The following is a 15,554-nucleotide window of genomic DNA, read 5'->3' as shown; positions in this document are numbered from 1 at the left end:
GTGTTGCGTCAGGTTGTTGTCATCAACCAAGTGAAAAGTAGCGTTTTAATGCCTCGCATACGGAAAGCGCTATGTCTTCTTGCAGCGAGATGGCGAATGAGACGTGTCGATCAAAATTCTCTGCCCAGGCAATGCAACCAACTGTAGCGTCAAGGAGCCGGAAAGACGCTCGGGTAAACCCGCCCTCGACGCGAATACTTCCCTCCAGCAGGTGGCTAGCACCGGCATGTTCGCCTTGTATTGTCGCGTCGCTTCTGCTAACCCGGTTCATGTTGCTGAAGGTGTGCGAGACGATGGTTTTACCAAATTCCTTGAATAATTGATGCGTGAGCTCTTCACTCAACCCTTGGGTAAAAGAAACACATTCAGCATTCGTCGTAAGGCAATGGATCGGCAGTATGGCCAGCAAGTACTGCGGCTTGAACATAATAGGGTTTTCATCCGATTTTCGAACCATCGGCATGTAACTGCCAATCGGGATGGAAATCGTCAATTCGGCTGCGCTACCCAATGTGCTGTAATAGTCTTTCAACCTTTCGCGCAGACGGCCAATTTGTACCCGCACAATGGGGTCTTCTCCAGTGTTGTAAGTTGACGGGTCGCGATCAAATACTTCAATCCCTATCGTGTATTCGTTGGTATCTCGTATAGCTCCCGCCAATCGTTTGTCCACCAAAAACTTCAACAATCGACACATGCGTGGTGCCTTAAGGAAGGTTGCGCTTGCTAAAACTTGCGCGAGTACCAAACGGACCACCGCTGACGGAACGTCAGAGGTGCACTCTGGCAACTCTCGTATCGCGGGGATAGTCGATGGTTCCATCAAGGCAGATATATTCATTGCAGGCGAGTTAATGATGGTCTCCCAATTCGGTATCTACTTTATCGGTAAGCAAATGCTTAGCCTGATCGAAGAATGCTTGTTCAAAGTAGTTCTCACGAGATATACTTTAGACAATGTTTTCAATGCAAACCTTCCGAAAACCTTCCGCTTTGCAAGTCATTGTTTTATAGGGGTTTTTTCTATCTATGACGAAGTTGCACTTCCCTCATACACACCATCAGGATGTAGCTTCCACATGAAAAACCGTATATTCCACTTCGGGGATTGGCAAATCAATCCGCCGGCCAATACGATTACCAGCACTCTGGCTACTCGCCAGATAGAACCACGTGCGATGGATGTGTTGGTCGCGCTGTGTGAGCGTGCAAATACGGTCGTCAGCGCCGAACAGCTTTTACAGGAATGCTGGGGAAGCAATTTGCACGGCGACAATCCGGTACACAAATCCATCACGCAGTTGCGTCGCGCGCTTGGCGACAACGCGCTATCGCCCACATATATAGAGACCATACGAAAACGCGGCTACCGAACTGTTGCCGAGGTGCATGTGGAGAACGCTCACGTAGTCGATGTAGCGAACGAAACATGGCTAAATGAATCGCCATTTCGTGGCTTGCAGGCGTTCGATCAAGAGCATGCGCCGGTATTTTTCGGTCGTGCCAACGCCAGCTTCAAGCTGTTGCAGGCGATCGCACTGCAGGCGGAAGCTGGGTGCGCGCTGGTATTGGTGCTCGGTCCCAGTGGCGCCGGCAAAACCTCGCTGATACAAGCTGGCCTGTTGCCGCTTTTGATGGGGCGGTCAAGTGCAAACAATTTGCTGACCATATCTTCGGCGACATTCGATTTGGGCGAGATGGGGCAGCATCATTTGCTCACTATGCTGGGTGGTGTGTTGCTCGATTGGCAGATTGATGAGAACGGCGTATTTCCCGGTGCCAGCGCGGTCTCGCTGGGCCAGCGCATCGAACATGATATTGAGAGTGTGATCGCAGATATGCGCCACGCCCTTGAACCGAAGTCCGAAGCTGGCTCGCGATTGCGCTTCGCTTTGGTCCTTGATCGCTTCGAAGCAATTTTTTCGTGGTCCCACATTGGCGAACATGAGCGCCAAGCCTTTTTAAAGGCGATCGACACGCTGGCGCGCAGCCATTGTGTGATCGTCGTCATCGCCTGCAGAAACGACTTTTATCCGCGCATTGCCGAATACCCGGTCTTGATGGAGGGTAAACCAAGAGGTGCGCACTTCGATCTGAGTCCGCCCTCGCATGCCGAAATCGCCCAGATGATCCGTTTGCCTGCCGCTGCAGCCACACTCCATTTCGGCATCAATGCGGACACGCAGATCAGGCTTGATGACATTTTGTGCGAAAGCGCGACTGGCAGCCCGGACGCACTGCCTCTGCTGCAGTACACCTTGCAGGAACTGTACAGTCGGCGCACGGCGGATGGCGAACTCAGTTTCGAGGCATTCCATCAACTCGGCGGCCTGGAAGGCGTTATCGGTCAACGCGCCGAGCAGACGATCAGCGCCTTGACTGAATCGCAGCGCGCTTGCCTGCCGCAGGTGTTGTCTCTGGTGGTAACCATCTCGGCCAGCGAAGACGTGGTCACCAGCCGACGTGCGCCCTGGTCCTCTTTGCGCAACGAGGACCAACGGCGCTTAGTCAATGCGCTGGTGGAAAGCCGGCTATTTGTCAGCGAACTGTTAGGCGATGCGGCAGGATTCGGCGTGGCGCATGAAGCGATCTTGCGCCGCTGGCCGCGCGTCACCGCCTGGATTGGCGAGTATCGCGAGGCCTTGCGTGTTCGAGACCGTGTTGCCGCGCAAAGTGCCCGCTGGGTGAGCGAGGGGCGACGCAATGATTTGTTATTGCCCCATGGGAAGCAACTGACTGAAGCACGCAGTTTGCTGAGCCTCGCGGCGTTTTCCCTTTCCTCAGAAGAAGCAGCGCTGATCCGGGTCTCGACCCAGAAAGCAAAGCTGCGCGAACGCATTCTTGTGGCAGTTATTACGCTCATCGTCATACTGGCCGCGCTTGCCATGGTGCTGGGCCTGAGTGCGCTATCGGCCAAGCGGGTGGCAGACCAAAAACGCATCGAAGCCGAGGGCATGTTGGGTTTCATGTTAGGGGACTTTGTTGACAAGCTGAGGCCTATCGGCAAGCTCGACCTGCTTGACAGCGTCAGCGCGAAAGCCTTGGAATACCTGTCCCGGCCAGGCGGCGAAACATTGAATCTTACTTCGCTCACTCAACGTGCCAAGGCGCTGCAACTCATCAGCGAAGTGAATATCGAACGTGGAAATATGAAAGCGGCTACCGACGCATTACTAGTCGCCCGAACCATTCTGCAGCAGCAGTTTGCCATCGCTCCCGACAATCGTGAGGTGCTGAAAAACCTCGGTGCCAATGCTTTCTGGCTGGGCAGAATACACATGGAACAGGGCGACCCGGCTCAGGCGAAGCAGTATTTCAAGCAATACCAGGATTATAGCGACCGCTTGCATTTGTTGGAGCCTGACTCTGTCGATTGGTGGATAGAGCAATCGTATGCGCATAGCAGTTTAGGTTCGCTGGCGTTGGCTCGCGGCGATGCGCGAACCGCTAGCGCGGAGTTTTTACTTTCCATCGAGCTCAAAACCAAGGCAAGTTCGAAAAAGCCACAGGATCGCAGCTTGAAGGGCGACCTGGCCGACAGCATCTCCTGGATGGGCTCGGCCAAGGAGACGCTGGGTGAGTTAGACGCAGCAATGGCGTTATACCGGCGCGAGACGGATCTTGTCGAAAGCCTGCATCAGGCCGCGCCCAACGACGCTCTCTGGAACAATCGTTTAGCGCTGGCGCTCCAGCATCAAGCCGTGCTTAAGCTCGCATTGGGACAGAGTACCGCTGCACTCGATGACTTTCATATCGCGCATGATTTACTCAAGCTGGCGCTCGAGCAAGAGCCGTCCAACAAAGCATGGCAGAGAAATTTTCTCTTTGCAAAACTGGATTACCTGCGTATCGCAGCGCGCGAAACGGCAGCGAAAGACATCTTGCCCCAACTACAAGACATCTGGAAAACCACAAATTCATTGCCGCAACGTGATCCAAAGAAAGTGAAATGGTCCCTGCTCGAAGCACAGGTGCGACAACAAATGGTTCTTGCCCTACTTGATCTTCATCAAAACCAGGAAGCGCGGCGGCAACTTACAGATTCCCAGCGTCACCTTGAAGATGTGCTGACACGCAATCCAACCGAACTACGCAGCCGCTTGGCGCTAGCGGAAGGCTGGCTAATCCTTGCGGCGGTAGAAGCCAGGGAGAAAGACGAAGCGGCGTCCCAGCATGCCTGTCAACAGGCGCGCGGACTACTTGCCAAGGATGCGCCTGGGAGCATGGACTATCACATACTTTCCCCTTGGATACGCGCGCAGAAATGCCTTGGCAATGATGCTATAGTCGGCGAGGTCAAGACACAGTTGACGCAAATCGGCTACCGCGAATTTGACTATGTTCGCTTTCTTAACGGGGTATCCATGCAAGTGCAGTAATGCCGTTTGAGGCCGTCGAACACCGAGCTATTGACGCATGTTTGTTCGTAAAATGGTATGGTGGCGATTGAAAACGCCATGAACGATGCGTAATTGCACCGCTCGATACGCCGCTCGAAACTGAATCACTCTCGGCTTCACGTTACCGCATTTGTAGGGATATCCCATTTGTCTTTAATCCATTGATAACAAGGAGATACCATGAGTACCAACGAGTCAATTCCGGTGTATGTCAATTTGAATTTCAGCGCTCCGCCGGTTTTAGTCCCTGAAATAATTTGCGTAAAAGAGAAAACAACCATCACATTCATCTTGGATCCAACATCGGTAGTTTCTGGGTATCGTTTCGCCGGTTATGCCGACTATTCGGCCTGCACCGGAAGTCAGTTGACTGGCACAACACCTGATTTAGGAGAGAGTTATCAACTGATCTATGCAGATCACAAACTGGATAAGGGTCCCATAAAGGTTACGCTGTTTATCAGAAACAATTACAACGAGAAGATCAGATTCAGCTATGATCCGCAAATTGTCAACGACAGATAAGAAGCGAAGTAATTTCTTTGTGCTGGTTGCGGTTTTTTTTCAGACGTAGATTTTTCTGTATTGGGACTAAAGCCTTGTCTGGCTAGGCGTGCGGGGCGCTGCCTGACAGGCCAAGTGAGCAACGCACAACAACGCCAGGCGAGGTTTTGGTCCCGTTCCCTCCAGGTTACCGCCCTCGGCGGGCCCCCAATCGCACGCTGGACTGCGTCGCACGTCTTGCCAGTCTGCGATCTGGTGGGACTGCTTTGCCTGTAAAGATATGTCAACACGTAGTATTCGATGATAAGAAAAGTTCAATGGCTTGAAGTTTGAGACTCTGGTTTTGCTGACTGAGCTTTGCTTCGTGACAAAAACCAGAGCACCAAGCTGACCAATAATCCCGCAACAAAGCCATACAAATGCCCGGCTTTGATACCTGCAATGGCATGCACATCCAGCGCTACCTGTATGGCGACTATCAAACCAGCAAACCAGGCAACTCTGCTCCGTGGCTGCAAGATAAACATGCCTGCGCACAAAGCCATCAGAGCCTGTGACGCGCCATCCGCGACCAGGGCGGGTAAGACCAGACGCTGGCCAACTGGCCTGCCATACCTCCGATCAGGTAAATGCTGAGCAGCGCCAGCCAGCCTCGTGTTCTTTCCAGACTGCTGGCGATGATGAGTATGGACATGGCATTGAACAGCATATGCAGGAAATGCACATGCAAGAATTGCGAGACCAGCAAGCGCCACCATTCATGCGTGACAAACAGTGCGCCCGTGGCAGCACCTAACTGCGGCAGGCGCAGGGATTTTTGTGAGGCAAACAGTGATTGCCAAAAATACAGGGCAGAGATAGTCCATCCCATCAAAATCAATATGAAGATAAGAATTGCAATTGGTGATCTGGAGAATATATTTTTCTGATGCATCTTAATGAAGTGACATGTTCGTGGAGATGCCAGAATCTATCATGAACAAGATTAACTAGGCGCTACATGAACTTTTTGTGCCTTGCACAAAAGAAAGCATTTGCTTTTTTTCTTTCCTTATTTGATTATATGCGCAAATAGTAGTATTTGAGCTTGATCAAATTCAGATCAGTAAAACTGTGCTTAAAGAATAGGCTATGCTGCTTGCAGTGGTAAGGCATGCGGGCACAGGATGATCGTAGTATCTCATTGGAAAGTTTCAGTCTCATGTCTATGCAGATTAAAAAGTCCGGTCTTTTGCGTCGTGCGCCCGAGAATTTTCTGGATGCGCCTTTGCGTCTGTCCATCACTGAACAAGGCTTGAATGATGAGCGGCGTGGCTTCTTGCGCAAGAGTTTCGCTGCTGCTACCGCAGCGCTGGCATCTGGCGTGGCAATGGCAAAGCCGGGTACTGTGCCTGAAGGTGATGGCGACCCGCTGATACTGAATTTGCAGGAGCATGCCAAGACCCTGGGTAACCCCGTTGTCATGCAGGGTTATGGTCAGCCTTCCAAATTTGAAGCCAATTTGCAGCGCCGCCAGTCACCCGGTCTGACACGGGTACCGCAGGCCTCTGTCTCTTTCGCACCCTTGCAGGGTTTCTTTGGCATCATCACCCCCAGTGGACTGCATTTTGAACGTCATCACCAGGGCTGGATAGATATAGATCCGGCACAGCACCGCTTCATGATCAATGGCCTGGTGCGCGAAGCCAAGGTCTACACCATGGATGACCTCATGCGTCTGCCGTCGGTATCGCGCATGCACTTCATCGAATGCGGAGCCAATAGCGCCACTGAATGGGGTAATGTCGCGGTACCTACGGTGCAATACACGCACGGCATGCTGAGCTGCTGTGAATTTACTGGCGTGCCCTTGTCTGTGCTGCTCGATGATTGCGGCATAGACCGCAAGAAAGCCAAGTTTGTCCTGGCTGAAGGTGGCGATGGTTCTGCCATGACGCGCACCATCGATATCGTCCGCGCCATGGATGATGTCATCGTTGCCTATGGCATGAATGGCGAAATGCTGCGGCCAGAAAATGGCTACCCGCTACGCCTGGTCGTACCTGGTGTGCAGGGCGTGTCCTGGGTCAAATGGCTGCGTCGCATCGAAGTCGGCGACCAGCCATGGGCTGCAAAAGATGAGGCTATCCACTACATTGACCTGCAACCCAGCGGCTTGCACAGGCAATATACCTCGGTGCAAGAATGCAAGTCCGTCATCACCACGCCATCTGGCGGGCAGATGCTGCTGGAAAAAGGCTTTCACAATATTACCGGCTTGGCATGGTCAGGCCGTGGCAAGGTCAAGCGCGTCGATGTTTCTGCCGATGGTGGCCGCAGTTGGCGCACCGCCAGACTGGAAGGCCCGGTGCTTGGCAAATGCCTGACCCGTTTCAACATGGACTGGAACTGGGATGGTGGGCCAGCGATCTTGCAATCGCGAGCGATAGACGAAACCGGTTATGTGCAACCCAAGATCAACCAACTGCGCGAAGTCCGCGGTACCAAATCGATTTATCACAATAATGCCATTCAGTCGTGGAAGATCAATGAAGATGGCGAGGTCAGCAATGTACAGGTCGCTTAAGATGAAGATGCTGACTAAGCTCACAAGCATGCTGGTGCTGACTGGGACTGTACTGATAGCCAGTGCCGCAGACTATAGCAATATAGGCCGGGCGGCGACTCCCAAGGAAGTAGCAGCCTGGGACATTGATGTACGCCCCGACTTCAAGGGTTTGCCAAAAGGGCGTGGCAGTGTTGACCAGGGTCAGCAAGTATGGGACGGCAAGTGCGCTTCTTGCCACGGCACTTTCGGCGAATCTAACCAGGTATTTACGCCTCTCGTTGGTGGCACGACCAAGGATGATGTCAAGAATGGTCGCGTGGCTGCCTTGACTGGCAATAGCCAGCCGCAACGCACCACATTGATGAAGGTGGCAACAGTCTCGACACTATGGGATTACATCAACCGGGCCATGCCCTGGAATGCACCCAAGACCCTGACCACGGATGAAGTGTTTGCAGTAACCGCGTATTTGCTGAACATGGGTGGCATCGTCGCTGACGACTTTGTCATGTCGGATGAAAACATCGCCGAAGTGCAAAAACGCATGCCCAACCGTGACGGTATGACAGAGAAGCACGGCCTGTGGCAAACCAATGGCAAGCCGGATGTGAAGAACACTGCCTGCATGAAAGACTGCTTGAAGGAAGTCAAGATCACCTCAGAATTACCCGCCTTCGCTCGTAGTGCCAACGGCAACCCGGTAGAGCAAAATCGCACTGTTGGTGCAGTACGTGGTGTGGACTTGAACAAGGCAGCTGTTGTCAAAGTCAGCGCGCCAGCAGCCGAAGAAGGCTTGAAGCTGGCCAAGCAATATGCCTGCATCGCCTGTCATGGCATCAAGGATAAAGTGGTCGGCCCTGGCTTTGCCCAGATCGCTGCGAAATACAAGGGCGATACCAATGCCGAGGCGAGTTTGACAAAAAAAATCAAGACAGGTGGCAGTGGTGCCTGGGGCGATATCCCCATGCCACCGCAAGGCCATGTCAAGGATGCAGAAATCAAGACCATGCTGGACTGGATCATGCGTCAATAAGTTTGGTAAAGCAGCAAGGATTTTTTCAGCTTTGTCATATCGATGGAACGAATTCGCGTTAAGCTTATCGAATGAAGTAAATTCAGTAAATCGCAATATCAGCAATATCAGTTATATCAGCAGCGCCGGATAAATGCTCACTCAGGAGATAGTAATGAAGCAGGCAATCAAGATCAACGATGACGGTCAGCAACGCCGTGATTTTTTACGCATATCCACGGTATTTGGCCTGGCCTTTGCCGCTGGCTTGCTCAAACCATCCGATGTGTTCGCCGCCGAATGGCAAGCCAAGGTCTTTGAAGCCAAGAGCCTGCAAGACGCCTTTGCCGCGCTGGGTGCCGGCAGCCCGGCTGTCAGTACCGACATCGTCATCACCGCTCCTGATATTGCAGAAAACGGCGCGGTAGTGCCCGTCAGCGTCAGCAGCAAGGCAGCCAATACCGACTACATCGCCATCCTGATAGAAAAAAACCCGAATGCCATGTCTGCCGCTTTTAATATCCCTGAAGGGACAGAAGCCTCAGTCAGCACCCGCGTCAAGGTTGGTGAAACCTCGAATGTGCATGCCTTGGTGAAAGCTGATGGTAAATGGCTGGTGGCTTCGAAAGAAATCAAGGTTACTTTAGGCGGTTGCGGCGGTTAATTTTTTAAGACCTCTCAACACAGAGGCACAGAGACACAGAGGAGCACTGAGAAAATCAGAAGAAAAACGAAGTGTTGTTACGCAAACTGGGACGGACCTTGTTACTTCGTAGGTTGGGCTACGATTCACCAGCCCAACACTCAGCCTAACAACAGCGTAATACTTAATTCCAGGCCATAAATTTTTCCGTTTTCCTCATGCTTTTCTCTGTGTCTCTGTGCCTCTGTGGTGAGCTTTCAGGTTTTGATCAAATATTCATTTAAAATTAGCAAAAAAAGGGAGACATCATGGGCGATCCTATGCGTATTCGGGCGGCGGTTACTGGCGACGTCGTTGAAGTAAAAGTATTGATGCGTCACGATATGGAAACAGGTCAGCGTAAAGACCTGGAAGGCAAAGTCGTACCCGCACATTTCATCAAGAACCTGCAAGCCAAATGGAAAGACAAACTGGTGCTCGATGCGCAGTTTGGCCCTTCGGTTTCCAAAGACCCTTTCCTGTCTTTCAAATTCAAGGGTGGCGTCAAAGGTGATAAAGTGTCGGTGACCTGGACAGACAGCAAAGGTGACCAGCGTACTGATGAAGCAGCCATAGCCTGATAAGGAAAACCATGTCACGTCCTGCCCTCAAATCACTGTCCTGTATGTCGCTGTGCGTCATACTGGCATGCTCGGTGTTGTCGTCTGCACAGGCCCAGACTGCAAGCCCATCTGCGACCGATGAAATTGCCAAATACCGGCAAATGCTGGCTGACGGCAACCCGGCAGAATTATGGGAAATGCGCGGCCAGGAACTCTGGCAAAAAAAGATGGGACCTAACCAGCAAACGCTGGAGCAATGTGATCTGGGTAAAGGGCCGGGTGTGACCAAGGGCGCTTATGCAGAATTGCCGCGCTATTTTAAAGATACCAACAAGGTCATGGACCTGGAACAGCGTCTCATGCATTGCCGCATGAGCTTGCAAGGCCTGACGCGTGAGCAGGCTGTGAAAACACCATTCGGCTCTGCAGGCAACCCGTCTGATATTGAAGCACTGGTATCTTTTCTAACAGCAGAATCACGTGGCATGAAACTGACTGTCAGTATCAAACACCCAGCAGAAAAACAGGCTTATGAAATCGGTAAAAAGATATTCTATTACCGTGCCGGTTCGCATGATTTCGCCTGCGCATCCTGCCATTCTGCAGAAGGCCAGCGCATACGCCTGCAAGACTTGCCCAATCTGAACAACAAGGAAAATGCCCAGGCTGCCTATTCGACCTGGCCAGCTTACCGTGTGTCACAGGGCGAAGTAAGAACCATGCAACATAGACTCAATGACTGCTTCCGCCAGCAACGCTTCCCCGTGCCTGACTACGCTTCAGACACCATCACTGCACTGACCATGTTCCTGGCAAAATCTGCCGATGGCGCGGTCATGAATGCACCTGCATTGAAACGCTGAGGGGGACGCACATGAAAAATTTACGTATAAATCCACGCATAAGCCATATCAGTGTTTTCCTGGCAGCCTTCTGTAGCACGGCGCTGGTTTCTGCTGCAGAACCAGATTACGCCAAAGCCGCACTGGAGATGATGAAGGCCGACTTCAAATCCAAAGGCCCGGCCACCATGGAGCGCATGGTGCAGCAGGACGAGGCACAGGCACTGTGTAGCGCCAATCCGCAAGGGCTGAAAGCCAAGCCAGCAAAAAAACTGGAACAGGCGCAACTCGCCACGGTGAAATATCCGGTTGATGGCCAGTACATGGGTGACTGGAAAAACGGCGAGAAAATCGCCCAGAATGGCCGTGGCATGCAATCGTCGGATGCCATGGGTTCAGTCAATGGCGGTAATTGCTATGCCTGCCACCAGATGAGCAAGACAGAGATTTCTTTCGGCAATATCGGGCCTTCACTGTATCAGTTCGGCAAGTTGCGTGGCACCAGTCCTGAGATTTTGAAATATACCTGGGGCAAACTGTATAACGCGCAAGCTTATAACGCCTGTTCCAAGATGCCACGGTTTGGGCATAACGGGGTGTTGACTGAAGCACAGTTGAAGGATGTGATGGCGCTGTTGCTGGATGTGGAGTCGCCGGTGAATAAGTGAGGGGCTTGGCTTTATCGTTCATATATGGCTTTCGTTGAAGCCTGTGACTCTAATGTGAGCCTAACTTAAATTACGTCGCTCCAGCGAAGGCTGGAGCCTAGTGGCGTTTGTTGTATGCCGTGTGCTTTGGTAAAGCGGTTGCCCTTCGTGGACACAAGCCGGGTCTCGGCCCGGCGGCCGAAATACTTTCTTTGCTTCGCCAAAGAAAGTATTCAAAGAAAGGCGACCGCAGACTCGCTCCCTGCGGGAGTGCCCGTTTGTGCGAAGCAAAAAATGGGAAGTGTCCGAAACTCGCTACGCTCAAACAACGGACACTTCTTTTTCCATTTTCTGCATCACACAAACGGCTTCGTCCCAAGCGGATGAAGATCAAAAGCAACCGCAACGTCAAAACCAACAACAAGCCAACACCAACTTCAAAACCTACAGCCACTACAACACCAAAAACAGAAAGCAAATCATCATGGGTCTGAATCGTCGTGATTTTTTACAAGTAATGGCCATCGCCGCCGCTGGTGGCATGCAGATTGATGCACAGGCGGCCATGGCGAATCCTGCCGCAGACAAGCTCTACGACCTGCCGCGCTTTGGCAATGTCCATCTTATGCATTTCACCGATTGCCATGCGCAGTTGTTGCCGCTGTATTTTCGTGAACCCAGCGTCAATCTGGGCATAGGTGCAGCATTCGGTAAAAGCCCGCATCTGGTGGGCGAGCATTTGCTGAAGCAGTTTGGCATCAAGCCCAACACACCTGAAGCACATGCCTTTAGCTGCCTGAACTTTGAACAGGCAGCCGCAAGCTATGGCAAGGTCGGTGGCTTTGCGCATTTGACGACGCTGATCAAACGCATCAAGGGCAACCGTCCTGGCGCGCTCTTGCTCGATGGAGGTGATACCTGGCAGGGTTCAGCGACGGCCTTGTGGACCAAAGGGCAGGACATGGTCGATGCCTGTTTGCAGATGGGTGTGAACGTCATGACGGCGCACTGGGAAATGACCTTGGGTGACAAGCGCGTCAAGCATATCGTCGAGAATGACTTCAAGGGCAAGGTCGATTTTGTCGCGCAAAATATCCAGACTACCGACTTTGGTGATCCGGTCTTTGAAGCCTTTGTCATGAAAGAAATGAATGGCGTACCAGTCGCCATCATCGGCCAGGCTTTTCCGTATACGCCCATCGCCAACCCGCGCTATCTGGTGCCCGAATGGAGCTTTGGCATACAGGAAGAGAATATGCAAAAGACCGTCGATGCGGCGCGTGCCAAGGGCGCGAAAGTGGTCGTGGTCCTGTCGCACAATGGCATGGATGTCGATCTCAAGATGGCCTCACGTGTACGCGGCATAGATGCCATCCTGGGTGGGCATACCCACGACGGCATGCCTGCACCTGTCATCGTTGAAAACGGTGGCGGCAAGACCCTGGTGACCAATGCTGGCAGCAATAGCAAGTTCCTTGGCGTGCTCGATTTTGATGTGAAAGAAGGGCGCATACAGGGCTTCCAGTACAAGCTGTTGCCAGTGTTTGCCAATTTCCTGCCAGCCGATGCAGAGATGCAGGCGCTGATACAAAAAATCCGAGCACCTTACGCCGCAAAGTTGGGTGAAAAGCTGGCAATGACAGAGGGCACACTGTACCGCCGTGGCAACTTCAATGGCAGCTTTGACCAGCTGATTGTCGATGCCCTGATGGAAGTCAAGAATGCAGAAATTGCTTTTTCACCCGGCTTCCGCTGGGGCACTTCCTTGTTGCCCAATAGCGCCATCACCATGGAACATGTGATGGACCAGACCGCCACCACTTACTCGTATACCACCGTCACAGAAATGACAGGCGCAGCCATCAAGACCGTGCTGGAAGATGTGGCCGACAACCTGTTCAATCCTGATCCTTACTACCAGCAAGGTGGCGACATGGTACGCGTCGGTGGTTTGAGCTATGCGATAGAACCAGCAGCGGCCATGGGCAAGCGCATACAGGACATGCGCCTGAACGGCCAGCCATTGGCTGATACCAAGGTGTATAAAGTAGCTGGCTGGGCACCCGTGGCAGAAGGCGCCAAGGGCGAGCCAGTCTGGGATGTGGTGGCACAATGGCTGCGCGCACATAAAAAGATCACACCACGCACATTGAATACGCCGCGCCTGATCGGTGTGGCTGGCAACCCAGGCATGCTGGGTTAAGCAAGTAGAGTTTAAGCAAGTAGATATCTGGGTGTTGTCGCCGAGATATCTGTGAGTATTTTCTGCGTTCTACTTCTCTTCTTTCGCTAATCTCTGCGATTTATGCTCCTGTTTGGGACGTCAGTTCCTGACGGCTGGCAGCGCTTGCAAATTATTTTTGTTGCACAGCGCAAAAATCACCTGTTTTGGTTTATGTTATGACACTTTATTTGATTTGAGCTTGGAACAAGCGCGGGAGTAGTGTCAGCATGATCATCGGTATTGATTTGGGAACAACAAATAGTCTGGTTGCGGTCTGGAAAGATGGCAAATCTCAACTGGTACCCAATGGTCTGGGAGAAACGCTGACGCCTTCCTGCGTCAGTCTGGATGCCGATGGTTCTATCTTGGTCGGCAAGGCCGCCAGAGAGCGCTTGCAGACCCATCCTGAGCGCACGGCAGCAGTGTTCAAGCGTTACATGGGTAGTGACAAGAAAGTGCGCCTGGGTGAGCGTGAATTCCGTGCAGAAGAATTGTCTGCCTTTGTGCTGAAGTCGCTGAAGGCTGATGCCGAGGCATTTCTCGGTAAAGCTGTCACTGAGGCGGTGATTACCGTGCCCGCCTATTTCTCTGATGCACAGCGCAAAGCCACCCGCACGGCGGGTTTGCTGGCAGGTCTGACCGTCGATCGACTGTTGAACGAACCGAGTGCGGCAGCCCTGGCTTATGGCATGCACCAGCTCGACAGTGAAAGCCGCTTCCTGGTATTTGACCTTGGTGGTGGCACTTTTGACGTGTCCATCCTTGAATTGTTTGAAGGCGTGATGGAAGTACGCGCCTCTGCCGGAGATAATTTCCTGGGGGGCGAAGATGTCACGAATGCGATTGTCGACCTGTTCTTCCAGCGTAATACCTTAAGCAGCAGCTTGCGCAATAACGCCATGTTCATGCAAAGGCTGGGCGCATCTGCCGAGGCGGCCAAGCGTAGCTTGTCGACCGGCCAGCAAGCCACAGTGCAAATCCAGCTGGATGGCAATGACTTGAGCATGGAAATAGATGAAGAGGCGCTGGATAAACTCTGCGCCCCTTTGCTCAAGCGCATGCGTGAACCGGTAGAGCGCGCCCTGCGCGACACCAATATTCGCGCCAATGAACTTGACAGCATCGTACTGGCAGGTGGTGCTACCCGCATGCCTGTCATCAAACGGCTGGTGACATTGATGTTTGGCCGTTTCCCCACCAGCGATATCAATCCAGATGAAGTCGTGGCCATGGGTGCCGCAGTCCAGGCTGGCCTGAAGATGAAAGACGCCGCGCTGGAAGAAGTGGTGATGACGGACGTGGCACCGTATTCACTGGGTATAGAGGTCAGTATCAAGCTGGCAGATGGCAAGGACGCTATTGGGCATTTTTCACCAGTGATAGAGCGTAATTCTGCGGTGCCTGTTAGCCGGGTTAAGCGGTATTTCCCTATGGATGCACGTCAACGTGTGGTCGAGCTGCGCATCTACCAGGGCGAGTCGCGCCTGGTCAAGGATAATATTCCGCTAGGCAAACTGGATGTGAATTTGCCTGCCGGGAATGATATTGATAGCAAGGGTGTTGATGTGCGTTTTACCTATGATGTCAATGGTTTGCTCGAAGTCAGGGCGACGCTGGTGGAAAGCAAGGACAGCCAGGTGCTGGTGATACAGGGTAACCCCGGCATGCTCAGCGATGCCGAGGTGGCGCAACGTTTCGCCGAGCTCGAAAAAATCAAGATGCATCCCCGCGATACAATGGAAATGCGCACCCTGCTGGCCAGGGCTGACCGTATTTACCAGCAAGTGCGCGGCGACCTGCGTAACTGGCTGGGACAGCAAATTGCTGAATTTGAAGCGGTGCTGGAAACCCAGAATCCACGGCACATCAGTGCGGCCAAGACCCGCTTCTCCGAAGTCCTGGCTTCGATAGAAAGTGACAGTCATCTGCATTCTGATTTTGATCCACAGCCAAACTGAACATGCGCTGCCCCGGTTGCATCAGGCTCGGGTAGTGCCAGTTCTGGCAGACATAGGCAGGCAGATTTAATCAGAGGCAGGGCTGCGGTATTTTCAATCAGATCAAAACCTCAAGCTGCTGCCGCATACCATACTGCTACCACATGCTCGGCTAGCCTGGTTGGTTTACCTGGC

General features: G+C 52.6%; 13 protein-coding genes. 10 read left to right on the top strand and 3 right to left on the bottom strand.

All coding sequences use genetic code 11. The features are described from left to right. Positions 1-22: 22 nt before the first annotated feature. Positions 23-673, bottom strand: a complete 651-nt coding sequence (locus ACO0LD_RS04130) for a hypothetical protein (protein ID WP_423003966.1) — start codon at positions 671-673, stop codon at positions 23-25. Between the two features lie 181 nt (positions 674-854). On the opposite strand from ACO0LD_RS04130, the gene ACO0LD_RS04125 reads away from it, so the two are divergent. After that, positions 855-4,379 (top strand): winged helix-turn-helix domain-containing protein, encoded by a 3,525-nt coding sequence (locus ACO0LD_RS04125; RefSeq protein WP_423003964.1) that lies wholly within the window; start codon positions 855-857, stop codon positions 4,377-4,379. Between the two features lie 201 nt (positions 4,380-4,580). Further along, positions 4,581-4,925, top strand: coding sequence for a hypothetical protein (locus ACO0LD_RS04120; protein ID WP_423003962.1), 345 nt, complete (start codon positions 4,581-4,583; stop codon positions 4,923-4,925). 293 nt (positions 4,926-5,218) lie between these two features. Here ACO0LD_RS04120 and ACO0LD_RS04115 read toward each other — a convergent pair whose 3' ends face one another. Both ACO0LD_RS04115 and ACO0LD_RS04110 read right to left on the bottom strand, forming a co-directional pair. Beyond that, a complete protein-coding gene (locus ACO0LD_RS04115; RefSeq protein WP_423003960.1) occupies positions 5,219-5,431 on the bottom strand; it encodes a hypothetical protein in 213 nt (70 codons plus the stop codon). A gap of 17 nt (positions 5,432-5,448) precedes the next feature. Beyond that, a complete protein-coding gene (locus ACO0LD_RS04110; protein WP_423003958.1) occupies positions 5,449-5,775 on the bottom strand; it encodes a rhomboid family intramembrane serine protease in 327 nt (108 codons plus the stop codon). Positions 5,776-6,105: 330 nt separating this feature from the next. Here ACO0LD_RS04110 and soxC point away from each other — a divergent pair, with 330 nt between their 5' ends. The 8 genes from soxC to ACO0LD_RS04070 all read left to right on the top strand — a co-directional run bounded on the left by soxC (position 6,106) and on the right by ACO0LD_RS04070 (position 15,380). Next, complete coding sequence (gene soxC / locus ACO0LD_RS04105; protein WP_423003956.1) at positions 6,106-7,470, top strand: sulfite dehydrogenase; 1,365 nt, start codon at positions 6,106-6,108, stop codon at positions 7,468-7,470. Between the two features lies 1 nt (position 7,471). Continuing rightward, positions 7,472-8,485 carry a c-type cytochrome gene (locus ACO0LD_RS04100; RefSeq protein WP_423003954.1) on the top strand — a complete coding sequence of 338 codons (1,014 nt, stop codon included), beginning with the start codon at positions 7,472-7,474 and terminating at the stop codon, positions 8,483-8,485. A gap of 154 nt (positions 8,486-8,639) precedes the next feature. After that, on the top strand, positions 8,640-9,128 hold the full coding sequence (soxY, locus tag ACO0LD_RS04095) for a thiosulfate oxidation carrier protein SoxY (protein WP_423003952.1): 489 nt from the start codon (positions 8,640-8,642) through the stop codon (positions 9,126-9,128). Positions 9,129-9,415: 287 nt separating this feature from the next. After that, entirely contained in the window at positions 9,416-9,727 is a 312-nt protein-coding gene (soxZ, locus tag ACO0LD_RS04090; RefSeq protein ID WP_423003950.1) for a thiosulfate oxidation carrier complex protein SoxZ, read from the top strand. Between the two features lie 11 nt (positions 9,728-9,738). Beyond that, positions 9,739-10,572 carry a sulfur oxidation c-type cytochrome SoxA gene (soxA, locus tag ACO0LD_RS04085; protein WP_423003948.1) on the top strand — a complete coding sequence of 278 codons (834 nt, stop codon included), beginning with the start codon at positions 9,739-9,741 and terminating at the stop codon, positions 10,570-10,572. A gap of 11 nt (positions 10,573-10,583) precedes the next feature. Then, positions 10,584-11,219, top strand: a complete 636-nt coding sequence (soxX, locus tag ACO0LD_RS04080) for a sulfur oxidation c-type cytochrome SoxX (protein ID WP_423003946.1) — start codon at positions 10,584-10,586, stop codon at positions 11,217-11,219. Between the two features lie 469 nt (positions 11,220-11,688). Beyond that, complete coding sequence (gene soxB / locus ACO0LD_RS04075; protein WP_423004087.1) at positions 11,689-13,401, top strand: thiosulfohydrolase SoxB; 1,713 nt, start codon at positions 11,689-11,691, stop codon at positions 13,399-13,401. Positions 13,402-13,649: 248 nt separating this feature from the next. Further along, positions 13,650-15,380 carry an Hsp70 family protein gene (locus tag ACO0LD_RS04070; protein WP_423003944.1) on the top strand — a complete coding sequence of 577 codons (1,731 nt, stop codon included), beginning with the start codon at positions 13,650-13,652 and terminating at the stop codon, positions 15,378-15,380. Positions 15,381-15,554 lie beyond the last annotated feature (174 nt).

Origin of the sequence: Undibacterium sp. Ji83W, assembly GCF_049340385.1 — a bacterium.
GTDB lineage: Bacteria > Pseudomonadota > Gammaproteobacteria > Burkholderiales > Burkholderiaceae_D > Undibacterium.
Note: the sequence above shows the minus strand (reverse complement) of the source record. Positions and strands in the feature narration are given on the sequence as shown.

Bases quoted from the DNA above. Each gene is read 5' to 3' on its own strand.
- ACO0LD_RS04120 (WP_423003962.1), top strand. From the start codon at position 4,581: ATGAGTACCAACGAGTCAATTCCGGTGTATGTCAATTTGAATTTCAGC.
- soxY (WP_423003952.1), top strand. From the start codon at position 8,640: ATGAAGCAGGCAATCAAGATCAACGATGACGGTCAGCAACGCCGTGAT.
- soxC (WP_423003956.1), top strand. From the start codon at position 6,106: ATGTCTATGCAGATTAAAAAGTCCGGTCTTTTGCGTCGTGCGCCCGAG.
- soxX (WP_423003946.1), top strand. From the start codon at position 10,584: ATGAAAAATTTACGTATAAATCCACGCATAAGCCATATCAGTGTTTTC.
- ACO0LD_RS04070 (WP_423003944.1), top strand. From the start codon at position 13,650: ATGATCATCGGTATTGATTTGGGAACAACAAATAGTCTGGTTGCGGTC.
- soxA (WP_423003948.1), top strand. From the start codon at position 9,739: ATGTCACGTCCTGCCCTCAAATCACTGTCCTGTATGTCGCTGTGCGTC.
- ACO0LD_RS04125 (WP_423003964.1), top strand. From the start codon at position 855: ATGATGGTCTCCCAATTCGGTATCTACTTTATCGGTAAGCAAATGCTT.
- ACO0LD_RS04110 (WP_423003958.1), bottom strand. From the start codon at position 5,775: ATGGGATGGACTATCTCTGCCCTGTATTTTTGGCAATCACTGTTTGCC.
- ACO0LD_RS04115 (WP_423003960.1), bottom strand. From the start codon at position 5,431: ATGTTTATCTTGCAGCCACGGAGCAGAGTTGCCTGGTTTGCTGGTTTG.
- ACO0LD_RS04100 (WP_423003954.1), top strand. From the start codon at position 7,472: ATGAAGATGCTGACTAAGCTCACAAGCATGCTGGTGCTGACTGGGACT.
- soxZ (WP_423003950.1), top strand. From the start codon at position 9,416: ATGGGCGATCCTATGCGTATTCGGGCGGCGGTTACTGGCGACGTCGTT.